The 26,099-nt window shown below is 60.9% G+C and carries 25 protein-coding genes; 14 read left to right on the forward strand and 11 right to left on the reverse strand.

All coding sequences use genetic code 11. The annotated features are described in order from the left end of the window. Both dnaA and ACZ5ZH_RS00010 read left to right on the forward strand, forming a co-directional pair. Positions 1-1,413 carry a chromosomal replication initiator protein DnaA gene (dnaA, locus tag ACZ5ZH_RS00005; protein WP_460987328.1) on the forward strand — a complete coding sequence of 471 codons (1,413 nt, stop codon included), beginning with the start codon at positions 1-3 and terminating at the stop codon, positions 1,411-1,413. Between the two features lie 37 nt (positions 1,414-1,450). After that, positions 1,451-2,056, forward strand: a complete 606-nt coding sequence (locus ACZ5ZH_RS00010) for a peptidylprolyl isomerase (protein ID WP_464771764.1) — start codon at positions 1,451-1,453, stop codon at positions 2,054-2,056. Between the two features lie 75 nt (positions 2,057-2,131). Here ACZ5ZH_RS00010 and ACZ5ZH_RS00015 read toward each other — a convergent pair whose 3' ends face one another. The 4 genes from ACZ5ZH_RS00015 to secB form a co-directional block, all read right to left on the reverse strand. Then, entirely contained in the window at positions 2,132-2,779 is a 648-nt protein-coding gene (locus tag ACZ5ZH_RS00015) for a DUF4136 domain-containing protein (RefSeq protein WP_460987330.1), read from the reverse strand. A 169-nt stretch (positions 2,780-2,948) separates the two neighbouring features. Beyond that, positions 2,949-3,953: a tryptophan--tRNA ligase gene (gene trpS / locus ACZ5ZH_RS00020; protein WP_460987332.1), complete on the reverse strand. Its 1,005-nt coding sequence runs from the start codon at positions 3,951-3,953 to the stop codon at positions 2,949-2,951. A 4-nt stretch (positions 3,954-3,957) separates the two neighbouring features. Beyond that, the gene (gene murJ / locus ACZ5ZH_RS00025; RefSeq protein WP_464771765.1) at positions 3,958-5,550 is read right to left on the reverse strand and encodes a murein biosynthesis integral membrane protein MurJ; all 1,593 of its coding nucleotides are present in this window, start codon (positions 5,548-5,550) and stop codon (positions 3,958-3,960) included. Between the two features lie 134 nt (positions 5,551-5,684). Beyond that, a complete protein-coding gene (gene secB / locus ACZ5ZH_RS00030) occupies positions 5,685-6,185 on the reverse strand; it encodes a protein-export chaperone SecB (RefSeq protein ID WP_460987336.1) in 501 nt (166 codons plus the stop codon). A 187-nt stretch (positions 6,186-6,372) separates the two neighbouring features. On the opposite strand from secB, the gene ACZ5ZH_RS00035 reads away from it, so the two are divergent. The 4 genes from ACZ5ZH_RS00035 (at position 6,373) to ACZ5ZH_RS00050 (ending at position 10,601) form a co-directional block, all read left to right on the forward strand. Further along, positions 6,373-7,029 (forward strand): Tim44/TimA family putative adaptor protein, encoded by a 657-nt coding sequence (locus ACZ5ZH_RS00035; RefSeq protein ID WP_464771766.1) that lies wholly within the window; start codon positions 6,373-6,375, stop codon positions 7,027-7,029. Then, positions 7,026-8,279, forward strand: a complete 1,254-nt coding sequence (mltA, locus tag ACZ5ZH_RS00040; protein WP_464771767.1) for a murein transglycosylase A — start codon at positions 7,026-7,028, stop codon at positions 8,277-8,279. Before ACZ5ZH_RS00035 ends, mltA begins: the two co-directional genes overlap by 4 nt. Before the next feature lie 12 nt (positions 8,280-8,291). After that, positions 8,292-8,825: a Smr/MutS family protein gene (locus tag ACZ5ZH_RS00045; RefSeq protein WP_464772656.1), complete on the forward strand. Its 534-nt coding sequence runs from the start codon at positions 8,292-8,294 to the stop codon at positions 8,823-8,825. Positions 8,826-8,924: 99 nt separating this feature from the next. Next, positions 8,925-10,601: a putative bifunctional diguanylate cyclase/phosphodiesterase gene (locus tag ACZ5ZH_RS00050; protein ID WP_460987342.1), complete on the forward strand. Its 1,677-nt coding sequence runs from the start codon at positions 8,925-8,927 to the stop codon at positions 10,599-10,601. Between the two features lie 3 nt (positions 10,602-10,604). Here ACZ5ZH_RS00050 and dapE read toward each other — a convergent pair whose 3' ends face one another. Continuing rightward, positions 10,605-11,747 carry a succinyl-diaminopimelate desuccinylase gene (gene dapE / locus ACZ5ZH_RS00055; RefSeq protein ID WP_464771768.1) on the reverse strand — a complete coding sequence of 381 codons (1,143 nt, stop codon included), beginning with the start codon at positions 11,745-11,747 and terminating at the stop codon, positions 10,605-10,607. A 50-nt stretch (positions 11,748-11,797) separates the two neighbouring features. Here dapE and ACZ5ZH_RS00060 point away from each other — a divergent pair, with 50 nt between their 5' ends. Further along, on the forward strand, positions 11,798-12,241 hold the full coding sequence (locus tag ACZ5ZH_RS00060; protein WP_464771769.1) for a cupin domain-containing protein: 444 nt from the start codon (positions 11,798-11,800) through the stop codon (positions 12,239-12,241). A 26-nt stretch (positions 12,242-12,267) separates the two neighbouring features. Continuing rightward, positions 12,268-13,272: a S66 peptidase family protein gene (locus ACZ5ZH_RS00065; RefSeq protein WP_464772657.1), complete on the forward strand. Its 1,005-nt coding sequence runs from the start codon at positions 12,268-12,270 to the stop codon at positions 13,270-13,272. A gap of 5 nt (positions 13,273-13,277) precedes the next feature. On the opposite strand, the gene ACZ5ZH_RS00070 is transcribed toward ACZ5ZH_RS00065, so the two are convergent. Genes ACZ5ZH_RS00070 through ACZ5ZH_RS00080 form a run of 3 tightly spaced genes read right to left on the reverse strand, consistent with a single transcriptional unit; the run spans position 13,278 to position 14,608 of the window. Further along, the gene (locus ACZ5ZH_RS00070; protein WP_464771770.1) at positions 13,278-13,637 is read right to left on the reverse strand and encodes a hypothetical protein; all 360 of its coding nucleotides are present in this window, start codon (positions 13,635-13,637) and stop codon (positions 13,278-13,280) included. Positions 13,638-13,682: 45 nt separating this feature from the next. Further along, positions 13,683-14,147: a vgr related protein gene (locus ACZ5ZH_RS00075; protein ID WP_460987350.1), complete on the reverse strand. Its 465-nt coding sequence runs from the start codon at positions 14,145-14,147 to the stop codon at positions 13,683-13,685. Beyond that, positions 14,144-14,608, reverse strand: a complete 465-nt coding sequence (locus ACZ5ZH_RS00080; protein WP_464771771.1) for a copper chaperone PCu(A)C — start codon at positions 14,606-14,608, stop codon at positions 14,144-14,146. Before ACZ5ZH_RS00080 ends, ACZ5ZH_RS00075 begins: the two co-directional genes overlap by 4 nt. Positions 14,609-14,781: 173 nt before the next feature. Here ACZ5ZH_RS00080 and dnaK point away from each other — a divergent pair, with 173 nt between their 5' ends. Then, positions 14,782-16,680: a molecular chaperone DnaK gene (gene dnaK / locus ACZ5ZH_RS00085; RefSeq protein ID WP_449470994.1), complete on the forward strand. Its 1,899-nt coding sequence runs from the start codon at positions 14,782-14,784 to the stop codon at positions 16,678-16,680. Between the two features lie 98 nt (positions 16,681-16,778). Beyond that, positions 16,779-17,918: a molecular chaperone DnaJ gene (gene dnaJ / locus ACZ5ZH_RS00090; protein ID WP_464771772.1), complete on the forward strand. Its 1,140-nt coding sequence runs from the start codon at positions 16,779-16,781 to the stop codon at positions 17,916-17,918. A 156-nt stretch (positions 17,919-18,074) separates the two neighbouring features. Here dnaJ and ACZ5ZH_RS00095 read toward each other — a convergent pair whose 3' ends face one another. The 3 genes from ACZ5ZH_RS00095 to ACZ5ZH_RS00105 all read right to left on the reverse strand — a co-directional run bounded on the left by ACZ5ZH_RS00095 (position 18,075) and on the right by ACZ5ZH_RS00105 (position 21,004). Then, the gene (locus tag ACZ5ZH_RS00095) at positions 18,075-18,413 is read right to left on the reverse strand and encodes a hypothetical protein (RefSeq protein ID WP_464771773.1); all 339 of its coding nucleotides are present in this window, start codon (positions 18,411-18,413) and stop codon (positions 18,075-18,077) included. Positions 18,414-18,755: 342 nt separating this feature from the next. Next, a complete protein-coding gene (locus tag ACZ5ZH_RS00100) occupies positions 18,756-20,558 on the reverse strand; it encodes an acyl-CoA dehydrogenase C-terminal domain-containing protein (protein ID WP_464771774.1) in 1,803 nt (600 codons plus the stop codon). 35 nt (positions 20,559-20,593) lie between these two features. After that, on the reverse strand, positions 20,594-21,004 hold the full coding sequence (locus tag ACZ5ZH_RS00105; RefSeq protein WP_449471002.1) for a MerR family transcriptional regulator: 411 nt from the start codon (positions 21,002-21,004) through the stop codon (positions 20,594-20,596). Between the two features lie 97 nt (positions 21,005-21,101). On the opposite strand from ACZ5ZH_RS00105, the gene ACZ5ZH_RS00110 reads away from it, so the two are divergent. The 4 genes from ACZ5ZH_RS00110 (at position 21,102) to ACZ5ZH_RS00125 (ending at position 26,075) form a co-directional block, all read left to right on the forward strand. Next, on the forward strand, positions 21,102-21,512 hold the full coding sequence (locus ACZ5ZH_RS00110; RefSeq protein WP_464771775.1) for a DUF2946 family protein: 411 nt from the start codon (positions 21,102-21,104) through the stop codon (positions 21,510-21,512). A gap of 53 nt (positions 21,513-21,565) precedes the next feature. Continuing rightward, entirely contained in the window at positions 21,566-23,614 is a 2,049-nt protein-coding gene (locus ACZ5ZH_RS00115; protein ID WP_464771776.1) for a TonB-dependent receptor family protein, read from the forward strand. Positions 23,615-23,679: 65 nt separating this feature from the next. After that, complete coding sequence (locus ACZ5ZH_RS00120) at positions 23,680-25,299, forward strand: NAD(P)/FAD-dependent oxidoreductase (protein WP_464771777.1); 1,620 nt, start codon at positions 23,680-23,682, stop codon at positions 25,297-25,299. 434 nt (positions 25,300-25,733) lie between these two features. Then, the gene (locus tag ACZ5ZH_RS00125) at positions 25,734-26,075 is read left to right on the forward strand and encodes an energy transducer TonB family protein (RefSeq protein ID WP_464775197.1); all 342 of its coding nucleotides are present in this window, start codon (positions 25,734-25,736) and stop codon (positions 26,073-26,075) included. Positions 26,076-26,099: the final 24 nt, after the last annotated feature.

Consider the following 26,099-nt stretch of genomic DNA (forward strand, 5'->3'; position numbering starts at 1 on the left):
ATGAAGGGTTTCACGGCAGTGGCGGATAGTTTGAGCGTTCAGGCATCGCATGATGATGCGCGTCTGGAATCGGCGTGGGACGCGATCCGCGCCGGGCTTCGCCGCGACATCGGCCCGCGCATGTTCGATCAGTGGCTGAAGGCCGCTCGGCTGGGCGACTATTGCCCCGAATCCCAGACGCTGGACCTGCTGTTCGCCTCCGACTTCACGGCCAATTTCGTGTCCGGTCATTTTGGTGACCGCCTTTGCATGGCATGGCGCTGTGCTGGCGTAGGGGTCCGGGAGGTCAGGCTTCGCCGCGCGCCTAACTCCATCGGCCCGCGCCTGCTCGAAGCCGCACCGGTGGAGGAGATCGCCGTTGTTGATCCGGTTTCCCTTGATGCCGCCCCCGCCTGCAATTTCCAGCCGCGCCACAGCTTTGCCGATTTCGTAACCGGCGAATCCAACCACCTCGCCTTTTCCGCGGCGCAGGCGATCGCGGCAGAAGCGCAGCCCCGCTTCAGCCCGCTTTTCATCCATGGCAGCACGGGACAGGGCAAGACGCACCTGCTCCACGCCATCGCCCAGCACTTCTCCACCCACTCTCCCGCCGCGCCCGTGCTCTACATGTCGGCGGAGCGGTTCATGATGGAGTTCGTGAACGCGATGCGCGCGAACGAGACCATGATGTTCAAGGCGCGCCTGCGCGCTGCCCGCCTGCTGCTGATCGACGATATCCAGTTCATCGCGGGCAAGGGCTCCACGCAGGAAGAATTTCTCCACACTATCAATGACTTGATCGATTCTGGCGCTCGCATCGTCGTGACCGCCGACCGCGCCCCGCAACTGCTCGATTCGATCGACGCCCGCATCCTCTCCCGCCTCGCCGGAGGGCTGGTCGCGGACATCCGCCCGGCCGACCTTGACCTGCGCCTGTCCATCCTGGAAGCCAAGCGCGCCATCGCCGGCGACCCGCCGGTCCCTGACGCCGTCATCGATTTTCTAGCGCGTTCAATTCGCTCAAACATTCGTGAGTTAGAAGGCGCTTTCAACAAACTGATCGCCTATGGCCAACTCACTGGCCGCTCCGTCGATCTGGAATTTGCCCAAAGCATGCTCGCCGACGCCGTGCGCGCCAACGCGCGCCGCATCACGGTAGACGAGATCCAGAAGGTCTGCGCGGCGCACTACAAGATCGACGCGTCGGAGATGCGGTCCAAGCGCCGCGCTCGCGCTGTGGCGAGACCCCGTCAGGTGGCCATGTATCTCGCCAAGAAGATGACGCCCCGGTCGCTGCCCGAAATCGGACGCATTTTTGGCGGCCGCGATCATAGCACCGTCATCCACGCCGTGCGCACGATCGAGGGACTGCGGCAAACGAATGCGGATATAGACGCCGACATCCGCGCCCTCCTGCGCCAGCTGGAAAACTGACGCTGACAGCGATGTAGCGATGGATTAGGGTGTCGCCGTGATCCGACATTTTGCCCTTCTGCTCGCTGCTATACTTTCCTTCACGGCCGCTGCTGCTCAGGTTCCGGCTTCTTCTCCTTCACAGGATGTGCAGGTTGCGCTCGATACCAGTGCTGGCCGCATCATCGTCGCCGTCCATCTAGCCAAGGCGCCGATCACCGCGCGCAACTTCTTGCGCTACGTCGATCAAAAGCGGCTGGATGGCACCACATTCTACCGCGCCGTGGGGACAGCCGATTATGGCTTCGTCCAGGGCGGAACGCAGAATGATCCCGCGCGCACACTCCCACCCATCGCCCATGAGTCCACCACGCAAACCGGGCTTACCCATGATGAAGGCGCGCTTTCCATGGCACGCTATGCGCCTGGAAGCGCCACCGGGGATTTCTTCATCGTCCTTGGCAGGATGCCCAGCATGGACGCGCAACCCGTGTTGCCGAGCGATAATCAGGGGTTTGCTGTGTTTGCCCATGTGGTGGAGGGCATGGACGTGGTCCGCGCTATCCTGTCGGCACCCAAGTCGCCGACTGCGGGCGAGGGGGTTATGAAGGGGCAGATGCTTCAGCAGTCCATAAGGATCATGACAGCCCGTCGGCTTCCCTGATCCTTTCGAGCCGAGAAATTCGGCGGTCTCCTACGACTCCAGGGCGAAGACCACCGATGAGCGTTTCGTCCGAGGTCAGCCCTTCCGTTCGGGGGGTAGGGTGATCTTCACATCCTCTCCATTCTGCCCCGGAAAGCCGGTGAACATGGCGTCGATCAAGTTGGGGACGAGATAGGTCAACCTGTTCGACAGGGATTGCGCGGACGCCTTGCCTTCGAACAGCCGCCGGTTATCGGCCGCCCGATCGATCTTCATGCTGAGGTCGCTGGTATACACGGTATAGCTGCTGACGTCGCTGTAACCGGGGCCGAACAGCCACGGGTCATAGAAGCCGTAGCCCCAAGGCCTGCCCCAGCGGCCGCGCCAGCCCCAGCCGCCATAGAAATAGGGGTCGGGCGGGCCGAAGCCGGTAGAGCGCACCTTCTCACGCCCATTATCGACATGATAGGCGACGCGGACGATCAGGTCCGCGCGGGCCGGATCAGATGCGGGAGTATAGCCTGTCTGCGCCAGGCGTTGACCTACCATCCCTGCATATTGTGAAAATTCAAGGCCACCGGCGAGACGGGGGTCATCGGCGACGACCGTGAAGCTCTGCCCGGCGGGTGCAGGCAATTGCTGGAAGCGCGCAACATTCGCTTTGAAGGATGAAGCACAGCCAGAAAGGGCGATCAGCGCCAACGTCGGCGCCGCAACCATGCCAATCTTTTTGATAAGTTTCATATTCTTGCGTCCCTAAGGCAGAGAGCCATTGCAACCTTGCGCCCGTCAATAGCAGAACGCAACTGAACATCATTTGAACGCTCGAACAAGGCGGGCGGGCGCAAAAAGGTCAGCTATAGGCAAGACGCCACGGCGATCGTTATTCCGTCGACGACGTACGGGCAGCGTTTCAGCGCATCAGGCCCATCGCATCATAGGCCGACCGCAATGCGGGTTCAGCGGCGGCACGCGCCTTCGCCGCACCATTCTCCAATATAGCGTCGAGAGCCGCGTCATCCGTGCGCAGTTCAAGAAAGCGCGTACGGATAGGCCGGAGGGTTTCAACCAACAGTTCGCCCAAAGCAGGTTTGAAAGCCCCAAAACCCTTGCCCGCAAAATCGGCGCACACGGCGTCGGCCGTTCTTCCCGCCAAAGTCGCGTAGATGCCGATCAGATTATTCGCTTCCGGTCGGCCCTGCAGACCCTCTGCCGTTTCGGGCAATGGTTCCGGATCAGTCTTGGCCTTCTTCACCTTCTGCATGATCGCGTCATCCTCATCGGTGAGGTTGATGCGGCTCATGTCCGACGGATCGGACTTCGACATCTTTGCAGTGCCATCGCGCAAGGACATGATGCGCGCCGACTCCCTGGGGATGATCGGATCGGGCAAGGTGAACAGCTCGACCCCGAAATCCGTGTTGAACTTTGTGGCGATGTCCCGGGCCAGTTCGAGATGCTGCTTCTGGTCCTCGCCCACAGGCACATGCGTAGCGTTATAGACGAGGATGTCGGCTGCCTGGAGTACCGGATAGACGAACAGGCCGATCGAGGCGCCTTCGCGATCCTTGCCGACCTTGTCCTTGAATTGTGTCATGCGGTTCAGCCAGCCAATCCGCGCCGTGCCGTTCAGTAACCAGCATAGCTCCGCATGGGCGGGGACCCGTGCCTGATTGAACAGTACGGAGCGATCAGGATCAATCCCCGCAGCGACAAGCGCCGCCGCCATGTCCCGGACATTGCGGATGCGCTGCTCGCGCCCCTCATGCACGGTGATCGAGTGCATGTCGGCCAGAAAGAAGAAGCATTGGCTTGCCGCATCCATCTCATCCTGCATGCGCACCCAATTGCGGATCGCGCCCAGATAATTGCCTAGGTGCAGATTACCGGTCGGCTGGATGCCGGAAAGGACGCGCATTCTTCTATCCATTCTCTTGGGTCGTGGTTGAACCCCGTCGGCGCATGAGTGCCTTAAGGTCGGACACCCGATAGGCGCCAGTCAGGAAACAGGCTATCCCGTAAAGCGCTATCCCCGCGCCGACAAGCACGGCCAGCGCAAGATAACGCTGGATCATTGCCCCCGCTAACCATGGTTCAAGGAGGCTTTCGCCCGCGACAAGCGCGCCGCCCATGACGAGTGCTGCCAGCGCAAGTCGAGGAAGCCTTCGGCGCAGCTGCGCATCAGCGATGAAATGGCCGCGCTTTACCAGCGTTGCATAAAGCATGGCGACATTGACGGTCGAGGACATCGCAGTCGCCAGCGGCGGGCCTACATGCCCGAGCAGGGGGATTAGTGCGATATTGCCGATGATGTTGATGAGGATGGATAGCATCGCATAACGCACCGGCGTTTTGGTGTCGCCACGCGCATAATAGCCGGGCGTCAGAACCTTCACGAGCACATAGGAGGGGAGGCCGATCGAGAAGGCGGACAATGCCCAGCCACAGCGACGCGCATCCTCAACGCTGAAGCGGCCATATTGAAAAAGGCCGCGAACGATCGGCTCGGCAACCGTGATGAAGGCGATCGTCGCGGGCAATGTGAGAAAGAGGGCCAACTCCACGCCGCGATTTTGCGTTTCCATGGCCACCTGCTCCTGCCCCGTCGACAGAAGCCGGGAAATGGTCGGCAGCAATATGGTGCCAAGGCCGATCCCGATCAGTCCAAGCGGCAGTTGGTTCAACCGATCGGCGTAGTAGATATAGGTGATCGACCCGGAGGCTAGCAGCCAACCGGACAAGGCCGTGGAAATAAGCAGGTTGATCTGCGAAGCGCCAGCACCGGCGGCAGCTGGCACTATAAGACGCAGCAATTCACGCACGTCACCGTCAAGACGGGGGCGTTTGATCTTCATCGATACGCCCGCGCGACGGCAGGCCCAGATCAACCATAAGAGTTGCAGCGCTCCGCCCAAAGTGACCGATGTGGCCTGGACACGAGCCGTTTCATATTCGTCCGCCCCGTGGAAAAGCCACAGCCCGGCGATCATGGCGACATTGAGCAATATCGGGGCGGCCGCATTCACCCAGAATTTATCGAGCGAATTCAATATGCCGCCCAACAAGGAAGCAAGGCTGATCAGCGCGAGATAGGGCAGGGTGATGCGCGACAACAGCACCGCGAAGGCAAACTGCTCCGGCGTCGGGTTTTGGCGCGAGAAACCGCCGGATAGCAGCCAGGTGATGGGGTAGGCCGCAGCAATCAGGATGACAGTGAAAAGAATAAGCACCGGCAACAGGACGGCAAGCGCACGTTCGGCGAAATGATAGCCGTCCGCGACACCGCCCGGCCCCGCCGCCTTGCGGTTGAACATCGGAATGAAGGCTGCGGAAAAGGCGCCCTCCGCAAACAGGGCGCGAAACATGTTGGGCAGGCGAAATGCTACGCCATTGAAGGCGTCCGACGCAAAGCCTGCACCGACATAGCGCGCGGCCAATGAGTCACGGACCAGCGCGAGCACCCTGCTGGCGAGCGTCAGCCCGCCTACCGAGCCAAGCGCCTTGACCAACTTCATGGGATTATCTCTCCCGCCGAGCGAGGTTGGGCTGGTCCGTTCTGCCTACGGCCGAAGCGCAGGGCAGTTCGCTTACTCCGATTACCGCAAGCTTGGCGAGCCCAGCGGGAGCGGAGTGCGGCCTCATATGTGCTTCAGGCGTGACCAGCCGGTTCGCCAGCGGTTTGTGCGATCGCCTGAGCCTGCTGCTCGTAAAGTCCACCGAAATCGATCGGGTCCAGCAACAGCGGCGGGAAACCGCCATCGCGGATCGCATCGGCCAGAACGCGGCGGGCGAAGGGAAAGAGCAGGCGCGGCGCTTCTGCCAGCATGAAAGGCTGAAGCTGTTCGTCCGGCACATTGCGCATGCCGAAGAGCGCGGCGTACAGCAGTTCGACCGCAAATGCCGTACCCTGCGGAGCGAGCGCCTTCACTTCGATTTTCAAGGAAACTTCTACGACTTCATCACCGACCTTGTCGGCCCCGATGTTGAACTGAACATCGATTTGCGGCTGATCTGGCCATTGGTAGACGGCAGGCGAATTAGGGTTCTCGAACGAGAGATCCTTCACATATTGGCTGATGAGCGCGATCTGTGGGCTCGTGTCGGCGCCGTTACCCGCGCTGGTCTGGATCGTATCGGCTTCGTCGGCCATTTGAGTTCCCTGAATTTCCTGTTGGTCCGGGGGCAACAAGCCCCAAGACGTTGGCCCGTGCGCTTAGCAGGGGCGGCGGGGCAGGGCAATGCCGCCGCCAAAAGGCGCCATTTGAATATGGGCGGAAACATGCCTATGTTGGTTGCGTTGTCGTTTTCCAGATCTAGTCTAAAGGGTTCTTTGCCCCGTGTATGTAATCGTGATCCTCGCCCTCATCGCCGGTTTTCTGGCGTTGCGGCTCTACTCCGTACTGGGAAAGCGGACGGGGCATGAGCAGGAACCTGCGTTGCGTCCCGCTGAGGAAAGGGCAAAGGTAACTGTACTTCAGCCTCGCACGATGACGGACATGGCCGGTGATTCGGTGCGGTTGGCCGATGGCTTGATCGCCCAAGGTGGCGAAGCGGGGGTGCGCGCATTGATCGCGGCCGACCGGAATTTCGATGTCCCGCAATTTATCGAAGGTGCGAAAGCAGCCTATAAAATGGTGCTGGAGGCGTTCTGGCGGGGCGATCGTTCCGAACTGGAATGGTTGTGTGATACAGACGTGCTGACCTCTTTCGAGGAAGCGATCGCACAGCGCGAGGCTGCGGGTCATGTGCTCGACAACCGGCTTGTTCGGATCGAAAAGGCGCAGATCGTCGGCGCCAGCGTCGATGGACGTGTTGCCGAAGTCTCGCTTCGGTTCGAGGCGGATATCGCAGCGGTGACTAGAGACAAGGATGGCAATGTCGTCGCTGGTTCGCTGACCGATGCGGTGGGCACCAACGACATCTGGACGTTCACGCGTGATTTGCGCAGCACCGATCCCAACTGGAAGCTCAGCGAAACCGACGAGGCGGCATGAATTTCAAGCAGCCGTGGGCAGCGCTGTCGGCTGCGCTGCTCTTGTCGGCGTGCGCGGGCGGTGTCATCCCACCCGGAGCGACAGGTCCTGCCCCTTCGAGACCAGTGCGCGGGCCTGAGGCCCCGGTCAGCGCAGTTCCCGCGACGCCGCGCCCCGCTTTGCCGTCCGCTACGCCATCGACCCAGGCTGCCGACAATTTAACTGCGGTCGCCGCCGGAGTTACGCGTGGTCCCGACATTGCGCCACTGATCGAAGCAGGAGAGCGTTCACGCAAGGCGCTGGAGGCATTTCGTCTTTCCTGCCCGTCGCTGATGAAGCGCATCGATCAGAGCGGCCTTACAAGAGGATCGGACTGGAACAATGCCTGCGCTGCCGCGTCCAGCTGGCCTGAAGCGAGCGCCAATGAATTTTTCGCCCGCTATTTCGAGGCGGTGCAGGTCGGTCCCGGCACAGCGTTCGTCACGGGATATTATGAGCCTGAAATCTCCGGGTCGCGAAATGAGCAAGCAGGCTACCAGATCCCGATCTATCGCCGTCCGCCCGAGCTGATCGACGTCAGTCTTGGCTTGTTCAGTGACAGTCTCAAGGGCAAGACTATCCGCGGCAAGGTGCAAGGGAGCAATTTCGTCCCCTTTGACGAGCGTTCCCAAATCGTCGCTGGAGCGCTCGCTGGTCGCGGACTCGAACTTGCATGGGCGGCGGACCCGGTCGAATTCTTCTTTCTTCAGGTGCAGGGCAGTGGACGTCTGCAGCTGCCCGGTGGCGATGTCATGCGGATCGGCTATGACGGGCAGAATGGCCGCGATTATGCTGGCATCGGCAAGCTGATGAAGGATCGCGGACTGATCCAGGCGGGATCGATGCAGGATATCATGGCATGGTTGCGCGCCAACCCGGTGGAGGGGGCGCAGATCATGAATGAAAACAAGAGCTTCGTGTTTTTTCGCGAACTGACGGGGCCGGGGCCGATTGGCGCTATGGGAGTGCCGGTGACGGCTGAGGCGACCGTGGCTGCTGATCCGCGATATGTCCCGATGGGGGCGCCGGTGCTGCTCTCGCTTGATCGTGCGGAGCCCAATGGCGTCTGGATTGCCCAGGATACGGGCGGTGCCATCAAGGGCGCCAATCGGTTCGACAGTTTCTGGGGTGCAGGCAGTCGAGCGCGGTCGATCGCCGGGGGCATGTCGGCACGCGGCAGCGCGCTGATCTTGCTGCCCGTTGGATCGGCGGCGCGGCTGACGTCACAATAATTGCGGCTGGCGATGGCCCGTCGGCATCTTTCCTCTGACGAACAGGCGCTTTGGAGCGCTCTTACTCGATCCGTTCGCCCACTGCGGCCTGGTCGGCATAAAGTCGATATGACTGAGCCTGTCGCAACGGTGCCAGGCAGCCGAGCTTTGCCGCCTGTTCCTTCGCGGCCTATGGAAACACGTCCATCCCGCTCCCCGGCAGCAGTTCTCGATAATGGGTGGGAGCGCCGTATCCGTGGCGGGACACTGGCACCGGACGTGGCAATCGACCTCCACGGTCACACCCTCTCGAGCGCGTATGCAATGCTGAATCAGGCGCTTTCGTCCGCATTGGCCCGTGATTTGCGCATCCTGCTCGTGATTACAGGGAAGCCTCCCAAAGCTGCTGTTCCAAACCGAGAATCTCGGCGGGGCGCAATCCGGGGTGAGATCGGTCACTGGCTTGAAACCAGCCCCTTTGCAGACCGGATCGCAAGCGTCAGACAGGCCCATCCCCGCCATGGCGGCGACGGAGCTATCTACATCATATTGCGGCGCAAAAAATAGCCGTGCGAAGGTCTGCCACTGACCTTTTCTTAACCAGCATCCTCCATAAGCATCCCGATCCGTGGCTCATTATCGAGCTACGCTCTGGGCAGGAGGCACATGCAGGGCGTGACATTGAAAAGCCGCGCCACCGCCTTCGCCTGCGCCGCGGGAGCGCTGGTGTTCATCCTGTCGCTTGTGCTTGGGCAGGATCAGGCCAATGATATCCTGGGTATCGGCAGATCGCTGATCGTCGCGATCCTTTGCGGCACATTGAGTTGGGCTTCAGCGCGCCAGACGGTCGCCACGACCGCGAGCGCCATTGATGTCGCAACCGAAAGGCTGATCGCCGCTGCCCATGGTGATCTGCAATCGTCCGTACCGCCCGAGATCGCCGTCGAATTGCCCGATTTGTCGGTGGCGATGACCAGCCTGTTCAGTCAGGTCCGCACCAACCTCGACCATGTGCAAACGCTCGCATTGTTTGACCAGGTGACGGGCCTTGCCAACCGAACCAGCTTTTGCCGACAGGTTGAAAGGTTACTTGCCGAGCGGGAAGAGACCTGTGCAGCGGCGCTGTTCTTTATCGATCTCGATGGCTTCAAGGGGGTGAATGACACGCTGGGCCATGCTGCGGGCGACCAACTGCTCGCTCGTGTCGCCGGACGTCTCCGCGAAGTCGTGATGGCGCAGGTCAGTGCAGGCATGAACGATGCGGTCATCGGTCGGCTCGCGGGTGATGAGTTCACGATGTTCTTCCCCCAGTTGCCCGGACCCGAGGCTGCGAGCCGGATCGCGCGCGCTATTCAATTCGCCCTGAGCGAGCGCTTCGATCTGGGCAGCCAGCATATAGAGTTGGGCGCATCGATCGGCATCGCCTGTTACCCCGATCACGGCGATACCCTCTCTGCCCTGCTGCGATCCGCCGATATCGCCATGTATCATGCCAAGCACCGGGGCCGGAACCGGGCCGAGATGTTCACTGCCGAACTGGCGCTGGAAGCCGCCGACCGCGCTGAACTGGAGCGGGATTTGTTGCTGGCGCTGCAACGGGACGAATTTATTCTGGAGTTCCAGCCGCAGGTGGAGGCTGTGAGTGGCCGGGTCGTCACGGCCGAAGCCTTGATCCGCTGGGCACACCCCGAACGTGACATGGTCATGCCGGGCTTCTTCGTACCTGTCGCGGAGGAAAGCGGCGCCATCGTGGCGTTGGGCGATTGGGTAATGAGCCGCGTTTGCGAAACGGCGGCGCGTTGGTCGAAGGCCGAGATCGGGCAGCGCATCGCGGTCAACATCTCGTCACGGGAACTGTCCCAAGCGGATTTCTTCCTGCGGCTGCGGCACGCCATGGCGGCGCATAAGACCCCGCCGCACATGCTGGAGCTGGAAATTTCCGAATCGCTGGCGATGGGAATGGACGAGCGGGTGCGTGCGCAGTTGAAAGCGCTGCGTGAGGAAGGCGTGCGGATCGCCATCGATGATTTCGGTACTGGCTATTCCAACCTGTCCCGCCTTAAGGAGCTGCCCGTCGATCGGGTCAAGATCGACCGGAGTTTGGTGCGCGACATCGCCGTATCAGCCGAGGCACGTACGATTTGCAGTGCCGTTGTCGGCCTCATCCAGGGGCTGGGGATGGAGGTTGTGGTGGAGGGTGTCGAATCGGAAGCGCAAATGGAAATGCTGCGCGTTATCGGTTGCACGCTGTTCCAGGGATATCATTTTGCCCGACCCACCAGCGAGCAGGATTATCTGGCCCGCTTTGCACCAAAGCAGGCCATCCAGCGCCGAATGGTTTGAAGATCAGGCCGCTAGGGCCCGGCGGACAATAAGCGCGTATATGCGCGTCAGATCTTGCAGGTCCTGCACGGCCACTGCCTCATCCAGCTTGTGCATCGTCGCATTATTCAAGCCGAATTCGACTACTGGGCAGAGGCGCGACAGGAAACGCGCGTCCGAAGTGCCACCAGTAGTGGAAAGCTCCGCTTCCACCCCGGTCACTTCCCTGATCGCTCCTGCGGCAAGGCTGGACAAGGCTCCGGGTTCGGTCAGAAATGGTTCGCCGCTGATCTTTGCGGTGACGGTGCCGCCCTCCGCTGCGGCGATCGCGTTGATCCGTTCAATCAACTGCGCGCCACTATGTCGATCATTGAAGCGGATGGAGATGCGCGCATTCGCTGCGGCTGGAATGACATTGGTTGCGGAGTTGCCGACTTCCAGGTCGGTGATCTCGATATTGCTTGGCTGAAACCAGTCGGTGCCTTCGTCCAGCACCACGGCATCTATGGCGGCAAGAATGCGAACGAGCCGTGGCACGGGATTGTCGGCCAGATGCGGATAGGCGACATGCCCCTGCACTCCGTCAACCCGGATCCACATGTTCACCGAACCGCGTCGGCCCACTTTGATGACGTCTCCGAGCCGCTGGGATGACGTGGGTTCACCAACCAGGCAGAGATCGGGCCGTAGTCCATGCGCGGCCATGCGATCCATGAGCGCCAGCGTGCCGAAAACCGCAGGGCCTTCTTCGTCGCCAGTGATGATGAGGCTGACCGTACCCGGCAGGTCTTCCGGAATGCTGGCAAGCGCGGCGACGAATGCAGCTATCGACCCCTTCATATCGACCGCGCCGCGACCGTAGAGCAGGTCGCCGCGAAGCTCTGGCGTGAATGGGTCGCTTGTCCAGCCATCCCCGGGCGGCACGACGTCCAGATGTCCGGCGAAGGCGAAGTGCGGACCCGCTCCGGTTGTACGCCAGGCGAGCAGATTTTCGACCGGACCGTCGGGCTCCTCCCCCACAACAAAGCGGTCGACCGTGAAGCCGAGCGGAACCAGCATCGCCTCCAGCACGGCGAAAACCTCACCCCGCGCAGGCGTTACCGAAGGACATGCAATCAGCTTTCGTGCTATGTCCACTGTGTCGGCATTGGTGCTGGTCATGCTCATGAGGCTGCGTTAGCGAAAGCCGAGCGCCTTTGCCAGCGGAGGAAGAGATCATGCCCAAGATCGATCTTGCAGCCATAGAGCAGAACAACAGGACCGGTTATCCGGCACCCTATTCTGGGGCAGTCGATGGACGCTGGGTGCGAAAGCTCGGCCATGGTTGCGGGCTTGCCGATTTTGGCATCAGTCATGTGATATTGAAACCAGGCGCGGCTTCATCGCAGCGGCACTGGCATGAGGACGAAGATGAATTCGTCGTCATGCTGAGCGGGCAGGCCGTGCTGATCGAAGAAGAAGGCCGCTTTTCGATGCAGGCAGGTGACATGGCAGCTTTTCCAAAGGGAGAGCCGAATGGGCACCAGCTTATCAATGAAAGTGAGGGCGATTGCGAGTTCCTGGCTTTCGGGCGAGTGCCGCAGGGGGACGCGCATTATCCTGACATCGATCTTAGATGGTCGATGGGAAGCTATCGGCGCAAGGATGGGAGCGCTTTTTGAGCGGCTATCCGGGCTTCGACAGGCGGATGATGCTGGCGGGCATGGGGGCCGCCCTGTTGGCCGCCAAGGCGCCTGCTCCAACCCTCATCAAGCCGCCACGCTTGCGTCCGGGCGATGTTGTGGGGCTTGTCGAGCCTGCGGGCTTTACGGATGACATGTTCGATCTGGCTGTCGTGCGGGAAACGATATTGGCGATGGGATTGAAGCCCAAGCCTGCCCGGCATCTGGTCGAGCGATATGGGTATCTGGCGGGCAAAGACGAGGACCGGGCCGCCGATGTGAACGCGATGTTTGCCGATCCGGAGGTCCGGGCCGTGTTTGCTGTTCGAGGCGGATGGGGATGCGCGCGCATCCTGCCTCATCTGGACTTTGCAACGATTCGCGCGAACCCCAAACTGCTGATCGGATTCAGCGACATAACAGCGTTACACATGGCCTTTGCGGCGCGAGCGGGTTTTACGACGATCCATGGACCCAATGCCGCAAGCAGCTGGCCGCAATTCAGCTGGGACGCCTTTCGCGCGATTGCCTTTGAAGGTGCCACACCGACCTTGATCAACCCGCAGCCCAAGGAGGACCGGCTGGTTCCATTGGGCGGACGCATCCGGATCTTTGGCGCAGGACGTGCCAGCGGGCGATTGCTGGGCGGTAACCTGACCGTGCTGGCGGCCATGATGGGCACGGGCTGGCTGCCAGACTTTGCGGGTGCCATCCTGTTTCTGGAGGATGTGGATGAGGCACCCTACCGGATCGACCGGATGCTGACCCAGCTGTCGCAGGCAGGCATTCTCGGCAAGGTAGCGGGCGTGGTGTTTGGTCAGTGCACGAGCTGTAGCGCGCGCGAGCCGTCCTATGGCGGTTTCACCTTGTCCGAAGTGCTACAGCAGCATTTCGGCCCCCTTAGCGTTCCAGCATTTCAAGGCGCTGCCATAGGTCATGTCGCGAGCCAGTTCAGCCTGCCGTTGGGCGTGCGCGCTGAAATCGACGCTGGTACGGGGAGCATCCGTTTGCTGGAAACGGCGGTTAGCTGAGGATTTCAGTCGGCTTCGTCGGAGGGACGGCTGTACGCTCCGCGTCCATCGGGCGGAATTAGCTCCTTACCCCGGATGGTTAGTGTCAACGTATTGAAACCGGGCTGCGGCACGTCTTTCGTCGGTTCGGCCAGCAGCCGGACGGTGTCATCCACCTCCTGCCAGCGTCCTTCGGCGAAAAGATCAAGAGCGCCATAGACGAGATACCATTGAAACCGCCCATCCGGCCGGAGCATCAGTTCAGATCCGGTCTCCATGACGCCACGAAGATAATAATGGCCCGCACACTGAGTGGGCGAAGGCTCTGCCAAGGCTGGCGTGGCGAAGAAGGCCGCCAGCGGTAGGAATGGTGCGATCAGCCGCATGCGGGCCAAGATAACAGATTTTGGCGACGAAAACCTGTCTTACGACTAGGCCCGGCTGAAGGGGAGTAGCTCTTCATAGACATGCAGCGGCGGCTTGCCCTCCACGCGTGCGCCTTTCCGCATCAGAAACGCATGGCGGACGATCTCCGCCTGTTGTTCAAGTCCATACCCCCCGAAAGGCCGACCCTGCACAATGTCGTAACCATAGCGGCAGAAGGGATGGCGCATCAGCGGCAGATACCATTTGCCGCCCCTCTGAGCTTGCCAGACATGGGTCATCTCGTGGATGAAATGACCCTGCAAGTGCAGCCCCTGGTCGCAGAAATCCGCGCAGAAGAGGCCGCTTTTTGGATTGAACCAGAGATGGCCGTCCGGCGACATCGTCACGCGGGCGGGCTGAAATGGCCACCATTTACGATTGTGAGCCCGCACCTGATCATAGAGTATCGCATCGCCGAAGACCGAGCGGGCAAGCATGATTTCTCCCTGTGTAAGGGCGCGGCTGCTCAATGCTTGCTGGACTCCTCGGCCTTGGGCGTCGGCGCGCCAGGCTTCTGGATCGCGGCATCGACCAGCAGGCGGTCGCCATTGGCGAGGAGGAAGGTCAGCGTCATCTTGCCCCGGCTGATAGCCGTATCATTGACTCCCCAGATCATCAGATGCTTGCCGCCCGGCGCGAAGGCGACCTTCGACTTGGCGGGAATGTCGACTGAATCGATCTTCTGCATCATCATCATGCCGTCATGATCCATGCTCTCATGCATCTCTACCTTGAGCGCGTAATCGGTGAGCACGCCGCGTAGTTGCGTCGCTGCGTCACCGCCATGCACCACGAAATATCCAGCCGATGGCGTATCCTTGTTGGGGCTCAGGCGGACCCAGGCCTGGTCGATATAGGTCGGTGCAGGATCGCCGCATGCCGCAAGCGTGAAAGGAGCGGCAAGGGCAAAGAGGCTGAATAGTGCGCGCATCAGGAGGCTTTCGTGACTGTCTCGTTTCCGGTCGGTTGTTACGGTAATCGCCCGCGCTTCTTGTGCCAAGAAAGATCACGCCTATATCCCATCCGCAAACGGCCTTGCCTTGGCGCTTTCGTGAGGTATGGGGCCGTTAACCGCTGAATGAAATTGGGGTTTAAGAGGACAAGATGGGAAAAGTAATCGGCATTGACCTTGGCACCACCAACAGCTGCGTGGCTGTGATGGATGGCGGCAAGCCCAAGGTGATCGAAAATGCAGAAGGCGCGCGCACCACGCCGTCGATCGTGGCCTTCACCAAGGATGGCGAGCGCCTGATCGGCCAGCCCGCCAAGCGACAGGCCGTCACCAATCCGGACAACACGATTTTCGCGGTGAAGCGCCTTATCGGCCGACGCTTCGACGATCCGACCACCAAGAAGGACATGGAGCTGGTCCCCTATCACATCGTGAAGGGCGGCAATGGCGACGCATGGGTCCAGGCGGGCGGCAAGGATTATTCGCCTTCGCAGATTTCTGCCTTCACGCTTCAAAAGATGAAGGAAACCGCCGAGAGCTATCTGGGCGAGACGGTCACGCAGGCGGTCATCACCGTTCCCGCTTACTTCAACGACGCCCAGCGTCAGGCGACCAAGGACGCCGGCCAGATCGCTGGCCTGGAAGTGCTGCGCATCATCAACGAGCCGACGGCTGCTGCACTCGCCTACGGGCTTGAGAAGCAGGACGGCAAGACGATCGCGGTTTATGACCTTGGCGGCGGCACCTTCGACATCTCGATTCTCGAAATCGGCGATGGCGTGTTTGAGGTGAAGTCGACCAACGGCGACACCTTCCTTGGCGGTGAAGATTTCGACGCCAAGCTGGTCGAATATCTGGCCGAAGGCTTCAAGAAGGATGAGGGCATCGACCTCACCAAGGACAAGCTGGCCCTTCAGCGTCTAAAGGAAGCGGCCGAGAAGGCGAAGATCGAACTGTCCTCGGCGCAGTCGACCGAAGTCAACCTGCCTTTCATCACCGCTGACCAGAATGGCCCCAAGCATCTGGTGAAGAACATCACCCGCGCCGATCTGGAGCGTCTGGTGACGGACCTCATCAAGCGCACCATGGAGCCTTGCAAGAAGGCTATGGCCGACGCTGGCATTTCCGCGAGCGAGATCAGCGAAGTCGTCCTCGTCGGCGGCATGACCCGCATGCCCAAGGTGCGCGAGGCCGTGAAGGAATTCTTCGGCAAGGAACCGCACACCGGCGTCAACCCGGACGAAGTCGTCGCCATGGGCGCGGCGATTCAGGCGGGCGTGTTGCAGGGCGACGTCAAGGATGTGCTGTTGCTCGACGTGACCCCGCTTTCGCTTGGCATCGAGACGCTGGGCGGCGTGTTCACCCGCATGATCGACCGCAACACCACCATCCCGGCCAAGAAGTCGCAGGTCTATTCGACCGCTGACGACAATCAGCAGGCGGTGACGATCCGCGTGTTCCAAGGTGAACGTGAAATGGCGGCGGACAACAAGTTGCTCGGCCAGTTCGATCTGGTCGGCATCCCGCCCGCGCCGCGCGGCGTGCCACAGATCGAGGTCACCTTCGACATCGACGCCAACGGCCTCGTCAACGTCCATGCCAAGGACAAGGGCACGGGCAAGGAACAGCAGATCCGCATCCAGGCTTCGGGCGGCCTCAGCGACGCCGACATCGACCAGATGGTCAAGGACGCCGAACGCTTCGCCGAAGAGGACAAGAAGCGGCGTGAAGGCGCAGAGGCCAAGAACAATGCCGAAAGCCTGATCCACACCACCGAGCAGCAGCTGTCCGAGCATGGCGATAAGGTGGACGCTGCCCTCAAGTCCGAGATCGAAACCGCGATCGCCGCGACCAAATCCGCTGTCGAAGGCGGCGACGCCGAAGCGATGAAGGCCAAGGCGCAGGAACTCGCTCAGGTCGCGATGAAGCTCGGCCAGGCGATCTACGAGAAGGAACAGGCTCAGGCCTCGGCTCCGGGCGCTGAAGCTCCGAAGGCTGATGACGATGTCGTCGATGCCGAATTTTCGGAAGTGGACGACAACAAGGCATAAGGCCCGATGAAACGCTTCTCGACTTCGCTCGAACCGAACGGTTATGGTAGCCGTTCGTGCCGGGCGAAGCCGAGGGACGTGCGCGCGCCGGGGGCGAAATGAGTAGCGAATTGGACTATTACGAACTGCTCGAGGTCGAGCGCTCGGCTGATGCAGGCACCATCAAGAGCGCCTACCGCAAGCTGGCGATGAAATATCACCCGGACAAGACCGGGGGATGCAGCGACGGCGAAGCGAGGTTCAAGGCGGTTTCCGAAGCCTATGAGTGCCTGAAGGACCCGCAGAAGCGCGCGGCCTACGATCGCTACGGTCACGCTGCCTATACCAATGCCCAGAATGGCGGCGGTGGCGGCTTCAACGGGCGTGGCGGCGCGGGCGGCTTTTCCGACCTTGGCGATATTTTCGAGACGATCTTCGGCCAGAGCGGCTTCGGCGGCAATGGCGGGCGTCAGGCGCAGCGCCGCGGCGCAGACTTGCGCTACGACATGGAGATCACGCTCGACGAAGCCTATCACGGCAAGAAGACCGAAATAGAGATCGAAGTCTCCGCATCCTGCGAAAGCTGCGAAGGGTCGGGCGCGCAGCCCGGCACCGGCGTCAAGACCTGCGGCACCTGCGGCGGCCATGGCCAGGTGCGGGCGCAGCAGGGCTTCTTCGTCGTCGAGCGCACTTGCCCCGGCTGTCACGGCGCGGGTCAGGTCATCGAAAGCCCCTGCCGCACCTGCCGCGGCGAAGGCCGGGTGGACAAGCCCAAGACACTGTCCGTCAATATCCCGGCCGGTGTCGATGAAGGCACCCGCATCCGCCTTTCCGGCGAAGGCGAAGCGGGCGCACGCGGCGCACCTGCGGGCGACCTCTACATCTTCCTGCATGTGAAGCGGCATACGCTCTTTGAACGGGACGGCACGACCCTGTTCTGCCGCGCGCCCGTCAGCTTCACCACGGCGGCACTCGGCGGTTGCATCGAAGTGCCCGGCCTCGACGGCCAGCGGCACGAGATCAAGATCCCGAGCGGCATCCAATCGGGCAAGCAAATCCGTCAGCGCGGCGCAGGCATGCCGGTGCTGAACGGGCGAGGGCAGGGCGACCTTGTGATACAGGTCGATGTCGAAACCCCGACCCGCCTTTCCGCCAGGCAAAAGGAACTGCTTGAGGCCTTCCGCGACACAGAAACCGGCGAGGAATGCCCGCAATCGACCGGCTTCTTCAGCAAGCTCAAGGAATTGTGGGGCGACTAAGCGCGCGCCATCTTAGACCTGAAAATCAGAAGGCCGGGCGCAGCATCATCTGCCCCGGCCTTTTTGCATCAGCACCAGCTGGGCAGAACTCGTTTCGCTCACCGGTGAACGTTCGTTTCGTCGCCCGACGGTCAACCACCAATGCCAGACAGGCGGTTATTGTTGTGGTATGCTTAAGCGTTGTTCTACCATAGACAAAAATCGCTTCAGGCGCTCTTCTGCGCCCCTGTAGTGCGGGCATGGAAGCCCGATGGCGATGATATCTTCGTTGTTCAGATATTCGGTGCCATGGCTCGCTACGATTGCGGCCCTTATCCGGTCTTGGCGTGCTTTATACTGCTGATTGTAGAGGCGTTTCGTGCGCTCAGTAGACATGCCTTTGCAGCGCATCTCGTTGAATGCGTCGTGCGACAATGCATTTCGGAAAACATCGAAATTTTGAAAAGGCGGGGCATCGACGACGGCGGGAGAAGCCAGCGAGGTCAGCAGATACATCCAACTCATGCCCGACTAATATCACGTCGCCGGAGACGGGCAACGTCCCCTAACCACCCATTTCCCGTCATCCAGCGTAAGCTGGGATCTCATGAGGCTAAGCTGTGCCCTGTCGTGAGAGATGCCAGCTTGCGCTGGCATGACGGAAGGATATCCGCTCACGACCCAATCAAAAATGCCCTTCCGCACATGAAAAGGGGCAGCGGATGGAACCAGATATCAGCTGCAAAGCAAGGCGAATGTCACGCAAGCCCCGCCCGGCCCCGCCGGCCAGCGGGAGGGGGGTGGCAACAAACCCAGCCATTCCGTCATCCCCACCTGTAAAGAATGAGAGTGGCTCGTTCAGGCCGCCAAAAACATGTCGGGATCGATCGCCATCAGGCTCTCGGCGCCACCCTCGATCTTCCGCCGCAGCGCGCCCGCATCCGGCATCACCCGCTCAGCAAAAAAGCGCGCCGTGATCAGCTTCGCCTCCAGATAGCGCGCATCGCCTTCGCCCGCTTCCAGCAGCGCCGCCGCCGCCTTCGCCATGCGCAGCCACATAAGGCCGGTCGAAACGATGCCCAGGATATGCATATAATGCACCGCGCCAGCCCCTGCATTATTAGGGTTCTGCATCGCATTCTGCATCAGCCACATGGTCGCCGCGCCCAACTGCCCGCTGGCCTTCTCCAGCGCTTCAGCCACGCCAGCCAGCTTCTCATTGCCCTTCGCCTGCGCGACCTCGTCCGCGACGATTTTCAGGAAAGCCTGCAGAGCCCGGCCGCCATTCATCGGCAGCTTGCGGCCAACCAGATCCATCGCCTGCACGCCGTTGGTGCCTTCGTATATTTGGGCAATGCGGGCGTCGCGTACATATTGTTCGGCGCCATTTTCCCAGATGTAGCCATGACCGCCGAACACCTGCTGGCACATGACCGCAACGTCGAAGCCCTTGTCGGTGCCATAGCCTTTCAGCACCGGGGTCAGCAGCTGGACGAGATCGTCGGCGGCCTGCCGTTCCTCCTCCGTCGCGGCGTGCTGCGCCAGATCGACCTGCATAGCGCCCCACAACATCAGCGCGCGCAGCCCCTCGGTCAGCGCCTTCGCCTCCATCAGCATGCGCCGCACATCCGGGTGGACGAACAGCGTATCGGCTTTTTCGTCTTTGTCTTGTGGGCCGGTCAGTGCGCGGCCTTGCCGCCGGTCGCGCGCATAATGGACCGCGTTCTGGAACGCGATTTCCGCCTGGCCGAGGCCCTGCATGCCTACCCACATGCGCGCGGCGTTCATCATGATGAACATGGCGGCGAGGCCCTTATTCTCCTCGCCCACGATCCATCCCTTGGCGCCGTCATAATTCATGACGCAGGTGGCGTTGCCGTGAATGCCCATCTTATGTTCGAGCGATCCGCATGACACGGCGTTGCGCTCACCCAACGACCCATCGTCATTCACCAACAGCTTGGGCACGACGAAGAGGGAGATGCCTTTGCTGCCCTCGGGCGCGTCCGGAGTCTTGGCGAGCACCAGGTGGATGATATTCTCGGTAAGGTCCTGCTCACCGGAAGAAATGAAGATCTTCGTGCCGGTGATCGAATAGCTGCCGTCATCCTGCCTCACCGCCTTGGTCTTGATGAGGCCAAGGTCCGTGCCCGCATGGGGCTCGGTCAGGTTCATCGTGCCCGTCCATTTGCCAGACACCATGTTGGGGAGATATTTCTGCTTCTGCTCTTCGCTGCCCTTGGCGAGCAGAGCGGACACGGCCCCGCTGGTCAGGCCATGATACATTTCGAAGCTGTGATTGGCCGACAGCACATATTCGCCAACAGCAGACGCGACAATATTGGGCAGGCCTTGTCCACCATATTCGACCGGCGCGTGCAGCGTGGTCCATCCACCTTCCACATAGGTGTCGAATGCCTGCTTGAAGCCCGGCGGCGTCGTGACGCTGCCATCCGGGTTTCGAACGCAGCCTTCCTTGTCGCCGACGGCATTCAGCGGAAAGAGTACTTCCTCAGCAATCTTCGCGCCCTCTGTGAGGATGGCATCCACCAGATCCGGCGTCGCGCTCTCAAAGCCGGGCAGATTGGTGTAGCGATCAAGGCCCACCACATGGTCGAGTATGAAGCGGGTTTCGCGAATCGGGGCGGAATAGCTGGGCATCAATCTTCTCCGGTTATCTTTTTAGTCGCGAATGTTCAGGGCTTGTCGAGAGCTGCGACAAAGCCCGAAAGTTCCGCGATGGCGGCATCTATGTCGCTTTTCTGGCGGGTGAGCAGTTCGATGCGAGCCTTGCATTTGGCGACCGTGACGCGCCGCTGCTCCTCATGTTCCTCATCCGCGTCGTAAAGGTCGATCATTTCGCGAATCTCGGCGAGGCTGAAGCCGACCCTTTTGCCACGCAGGATCCAGGCAAGCCGAGCGCGGTCACGGCGTGAATAGATGCGGGCGAGGCCATGACGTTCCGGTGCGATCAGCCCTTCATCCTCATAGAAACGCAGGGCGCGGGCCGTGACGCCAAACTCCTCCGACAGGTCGGTGATGGTGTAGCTTTGCCGTTCTTTGTTGTCGGGCAATTCGATGCCCGCGATGCCGCTGCGCTGATCCATGGCGTCTTAGCTAGGAAAGCTTTACGTTAACGTCAAGCGCGATCTGCGGCAATTTGCCCTGATGACAGTCGGGCCTTGGGAGGTTAAGCGGCGCCTGATGACGGGGGCAATCAGACAATCGGAAGTCGCGCGGGGCTTGCTGGCCGCGTTGGCGCTGCTTGTCCTGGCCATCCAGTTGATTACGCCTGCCGGTTTCATGCCGGTTCGTACGGATCGGGGCGTGATGGTGACGCTCTGTACGGGGCAGGGCGCGATCAACGTCCTGGTCGATCGCGATCAAGCGCCGGGGAAAGAACATCATTCGCAGGATGACGGCGTCCCGGTTCAACAACATTGCTCCTTCGCCGCCTCGGTTCAGCCGGTGGTTCCGCCGCTGATTTTGGCCGATCTGCCGTTGCCAGCGTGGCAGACTGTTTTCGGGCCTATCGCATTCGCGCTCAAGACGGGGCTGATCGCCCGACTTGCCGCACCCCCCCCGCCATCATCCGGTCCTCCTCTGTCCTCCTGAAGCTGTCGTTTATGCTGCGCTGAGCGCGGCACGATTTTCTTGAGGATGAATTCATGTCTACATTTACCGCTTTGCGCAGCGTGTCGCTGTGCGCTCTTGCCTGTTCGCTGCTTTCCACCCCAGCTTTCGCTGATGAAGCTGGTGACCAGGGCCGTATCATCGTAACCGCCAGTCCTACAGTAGAAGATGCCGTTACCCATATAAGCCGGACGGCGGGCGGCGCCGATGTCGTTGCTGCCAAGGATTTCGAAGACAAGTTGGCCGTATCGCTGCGCGACGCGCTGGCCTTCTCCGCAGGTGTCTACACGCAACCGCGCTTTGGCCAAGAGGTGCGCATTTCGATACGCGGTTCCGGACTGTCGCGGAGCTTCCATATGCGGGGCCTGACGCTGTTGCAGGATGGCATCCCGATCAACATGGCCGACGACAACGGAGACTTTCAGGAACTGGATCCGCAGGTGTTCCAGCATCTGGAGGTCTATCGCGGCGGCAATGCGCTGCGACTTGGCGGATCGACTTTGGGTGGCGCCATCAATGCGGTGACACCCACCGGACGGACGATGCCGGGCGCGGAATTGCGCATAGATGGCGGCTCGTTCGATACGCTGCGTGCGAAGGCGGCCTATGGTTATGCCGATGCTCGCGGTGACGCCTGGGCAGCGATTACCGCCGACAGGTCTGATGGGGACCGCGCTCACGGCGAGCGACGCGCCCTGCGTTTCAACGGCAATGTGGGGATCAAGCTGAACGATCGGGTGGAAACCCGTTTCTATGTCAGCGCCCAAACGATCCGGCAGAAGCTGTCGGGAGCGCTGACCGAAGCGGACGCGCTGAATGACCCGGCCAAGGGCAACTTTGCAGGTGATCAGGCGCGCAACATCGATTCCGTCCGGTTTCAAAACCGTACCACGGTTGAACTGGACGGCGGTCAATTGGCCTTCGGCGCCTATTTCAATGCGAAGGCTCTAAATCATCCCATTTATCAGGTGGTCGATCAGAAATCAGAGGATCGTGGACTGTTCGCCAGCCTTGACCTTTCGGGAGAGGTGCGGGGGCTTCCGGTCGAACTAACGCTGGGGACGCAGGCACGTTTTGGCCATGGTGATTTCCGGCAGTTTGTTAATATCGACGGCAAAGCGGGCGCTCTCACGTCCATGCAAAAGGCGCGGGCGCAGACGATCAACAGCTATGTGGAGGCCAGGATCGCTCCGGTTCAGGGCTTATGGCTGATCGCAGGTGGCATCTATACGCATGGTGAGCGGCGGCTGGACAATCGCCTCGTGCCTTCACGCAGCGGCGAGGCGAAATTCGATAGCTTCGCGCCTAAAGTCGGGCTTCTGTATGCACCCTCTCAGGCGGTGCAGGTCTACGCAAATTACAGCCGGTCTGTGGAGTTGCCTGGCTTCATCGAACTGGGCCAGATTGCCGCTGGACCAAGTGGGCCACTACCCGGTTTCACGCCACTCGATGCGCAGCGGGCCTGGACGGCGGAAATTGGCACGCGTGGCAGCATGGGGCCAGCCCGTTGGGACATAAGCCTCTATCGCGCGGACCTGAAAGGCGAGTTGCTGCAATATAATGTCCAGCCGGGCATCATCCCGGCCGCGACATTCAACGCGGGCCGGACGCGGCACCAGGGCATCGAAGCTGCGCTGGACCTGACCCTCGCGCCGTGGGCGACGTTGCGCCAGGTCTACCAGTATAGCGACTTCGGTTTCCGGAATGACGCGCAATTCGGCGACAACCGCCTCCCCGTCGTGCCACGTCATTTCTACCGCGCGGAAGTTAAGCTGGGAACCGATCGCGCCAGCATCGCTCCGGCTGTGGAATGGCTGCCACAGGGTGCCTGGGCTGATTATAGCAATAGCAAGCGCGTTGATGGCTATGCGGCGTTCAACATCGGGGCGCAGGCGCAGTTGACGAAGGGCGTTAGCCTATTCGTCGATGCACGCAATCTTACGGGGAAGCGAGCGATAGGCGATATCGGAGCGCTCGTAAGCTACAAGCCGGACGATCCATCGATCCCCGGGAACCAGGCCAGTGCGGCCTTCTATCCCATCGAACGCCGGGCGGTCTACGCGGGCGTGCGCGCGCGTCTCTGAAAAGGCAGCGGCCTATCCTCATGAGGGGGTGGAGCGGGGCGGTAAATGCGGCTAGAGGCGGCGCCATGTTGCGTCTCTCCGGCCTCAAGCTGCCCCTCGACCACCCGGCCGATGCGATGCCTGCCGCCATTTGCGAGCGGCTGGGAATTGAGGCATCGGACCTCGTCCGTCACGTCATCGTGCGCCGGGGCAATGATGCCCGGCGAAAAAGTGCAATCCAGCTGGTTTATACTGTCGATGTCGAGCTGGTGGACGAGGCCGCGTTGCTTGAACGGCTTGCGGGCGACAACGACGTGCGCCGCCGCCCGGATACCGATTACCGCTTCGTCACTCGTGCGCCCCAAAGCTGGTCGGGGAAGCGCCCGGTTGTCGTGGGCGCAGGCCCATGTGGGCTTTTCGCGGGACTGATCCTCGCGCAGATGGGCTTCCGGCCCATCATCCTCGACCGTGGCAAGGTTGTGCGGGAGAGGACCAAGGATACCTGGGGTCTTTGGCGGCGAGCCGAACTGAATCCCGACAGCAATGTCCAGTTCGGGGAAGGCGGCGCGGGCACCTTTTCGGATGGCAAGCTCTATTGCCGCGTGAAGGACCCGCGATTCTTGGGCCGCAAGGTGCTGGAGGAATTTGTCGCGGCGGGCGCGCCTGAAGACATATTGACCGAAGCGCATCCCCATATCGGGACGTTTCGCCTTGTCAGCATGGTTGAAAGCCTGCGCCGCCAGATCGAGCAGCTGGGCGGCGAATATCGCTGGCAGCACAAGGTCGATGAACTGGAAATGGAGCGGCAAGGCGACGGAACACAGCGCCTGCGCGGACTGCATCTTTCCGACGGCAGCTTTATAGAGGCCGACCATGTTGTGCTTGCCGTCGGACACAGCGCCCGCCCCACTTTCGAAATGTTGCACCGGCGCGGCGTTCATATCGAAGCCAAGCCATTTTCAATCGGGGTGCGGATCGAGCATCCACAAAGCTGGATCGATCGAGCCCGCTACGGCAATTGTGCGGGTCATCCGGTACTTGGAGCGGCGGCCTACAGCCTTGCGCATCATTGCGAGAATGGTCGCACCGTTTACAGCTTCTGCATGTGTCCGGGGGGGCGCGTGGTCGCTGCCACGTCTGAAGAAGGACGTGTCGTCACCAACGGCATGAGCCAATATAGCCGTGCGGAATTCAACGCCAATTCAGGCCTGGTGGTTGGCATAGAGCCGGAGCGGGATTTTCCGGGAGGGCCTTTGGCGGGCATCGACCTTCAGCGGCATTGGGAAAGCCAGGCCTTTGTCGCAGGCGGCTCTTCCTACTGGGCTCCAGGCCAAAAGGTCGGCGATTTCATGGCGCGGCGTCCCTCAGAAGCGCTCGGGGAGGTCGTCCCTTCCTACAAGCCGGGCGTCACCATGACCGATCTGTCCCTTTGCCTGCCTGACTTTGCGATCGACGCCTTTCGCGAGGCGCTGCCCGCATTTGGCCGACAGATTGCCAATTATGATCACCCTGATGCGGTCATGACCGGTGTCGAAACCCGAACCTCATCCCCCATCCGCATCACACGCGGCAAGGATTTTCAGAGCTTGAACGTGGCCGGACTTTATCCGGCTGGAGAGGGTGCTGGCTATGCAGGCGGCATATTGTCGGCGGCCATTGATGGCATCAAGGTTGGGGAAGCCGTCGGCTTGGCGATTTCCGCCTGAGTCGTGCGGCGTTGCCGTAAGGTAAATCCATCAAAATCCAATGATGGTGGCAGTTTAACGCTGTCTTTTGCCAAGCTAAAACAAGTTAAGCGGGTAAATTACTTTCGATCTGAAAATTAAGCTCCGATGAAATAATTCTTATGCCCATGACTTCGTTGGCGATAATTTGTTACCCGGTCAGGCGGCTTTGCAATATATAAGCAGCCGCTGCTCTCGGCTGGTCCGACGCTGCCGCAGCGGCCTTTCAGGAAAAAATTGCTAGAGAAACAGAGGAGGCCTCTATGTATGCCAAGCCTGTGATGGCGGCGCTTTGCGTCTGCTTGGCTGTGCCGATGGTGGCAGATGCCAGGCAGGGATCTGGGCAACTGACGGTGGTAGCACCCGATAAAAGCGCAATAAGCTATGAAAAGTGGACGGACCGGACAGCATCAAGATTGTCTCGGAGTATCCGTCAGGCAACGTCCCTCTATCGTGATGGAGCATCGATCGGATATTCCCGCGTGCAGTTCCGGCTGGGCGAACAGGGTCGGCCCGAGAATATTTCTCTGGCGGGCTCTTCGGCATCCCGCAGCGTCGATCGCATATCGATGCGCGCTATCCGATCGATGGGATCGCTTTACCCCTTACCGCAGGAGGTGCGCCCTGGGTCGAAGTTCGAGGCATGGGTGATTGTGGCGAATGATGCGACGGACAGGGACAACATGCTGAGCAGTTTGCGCGCTCAACACTTTGCGCAGGCGGCGGCCGATCGGCCGTTCCTCCTCGCGGCGCGTTAAATAGCAGAAAAGTCGGCTCCAAGC

The sequence above is a fragment of the Sphingobium sp. TomMM7A genome (assembly GCF_055397305.1).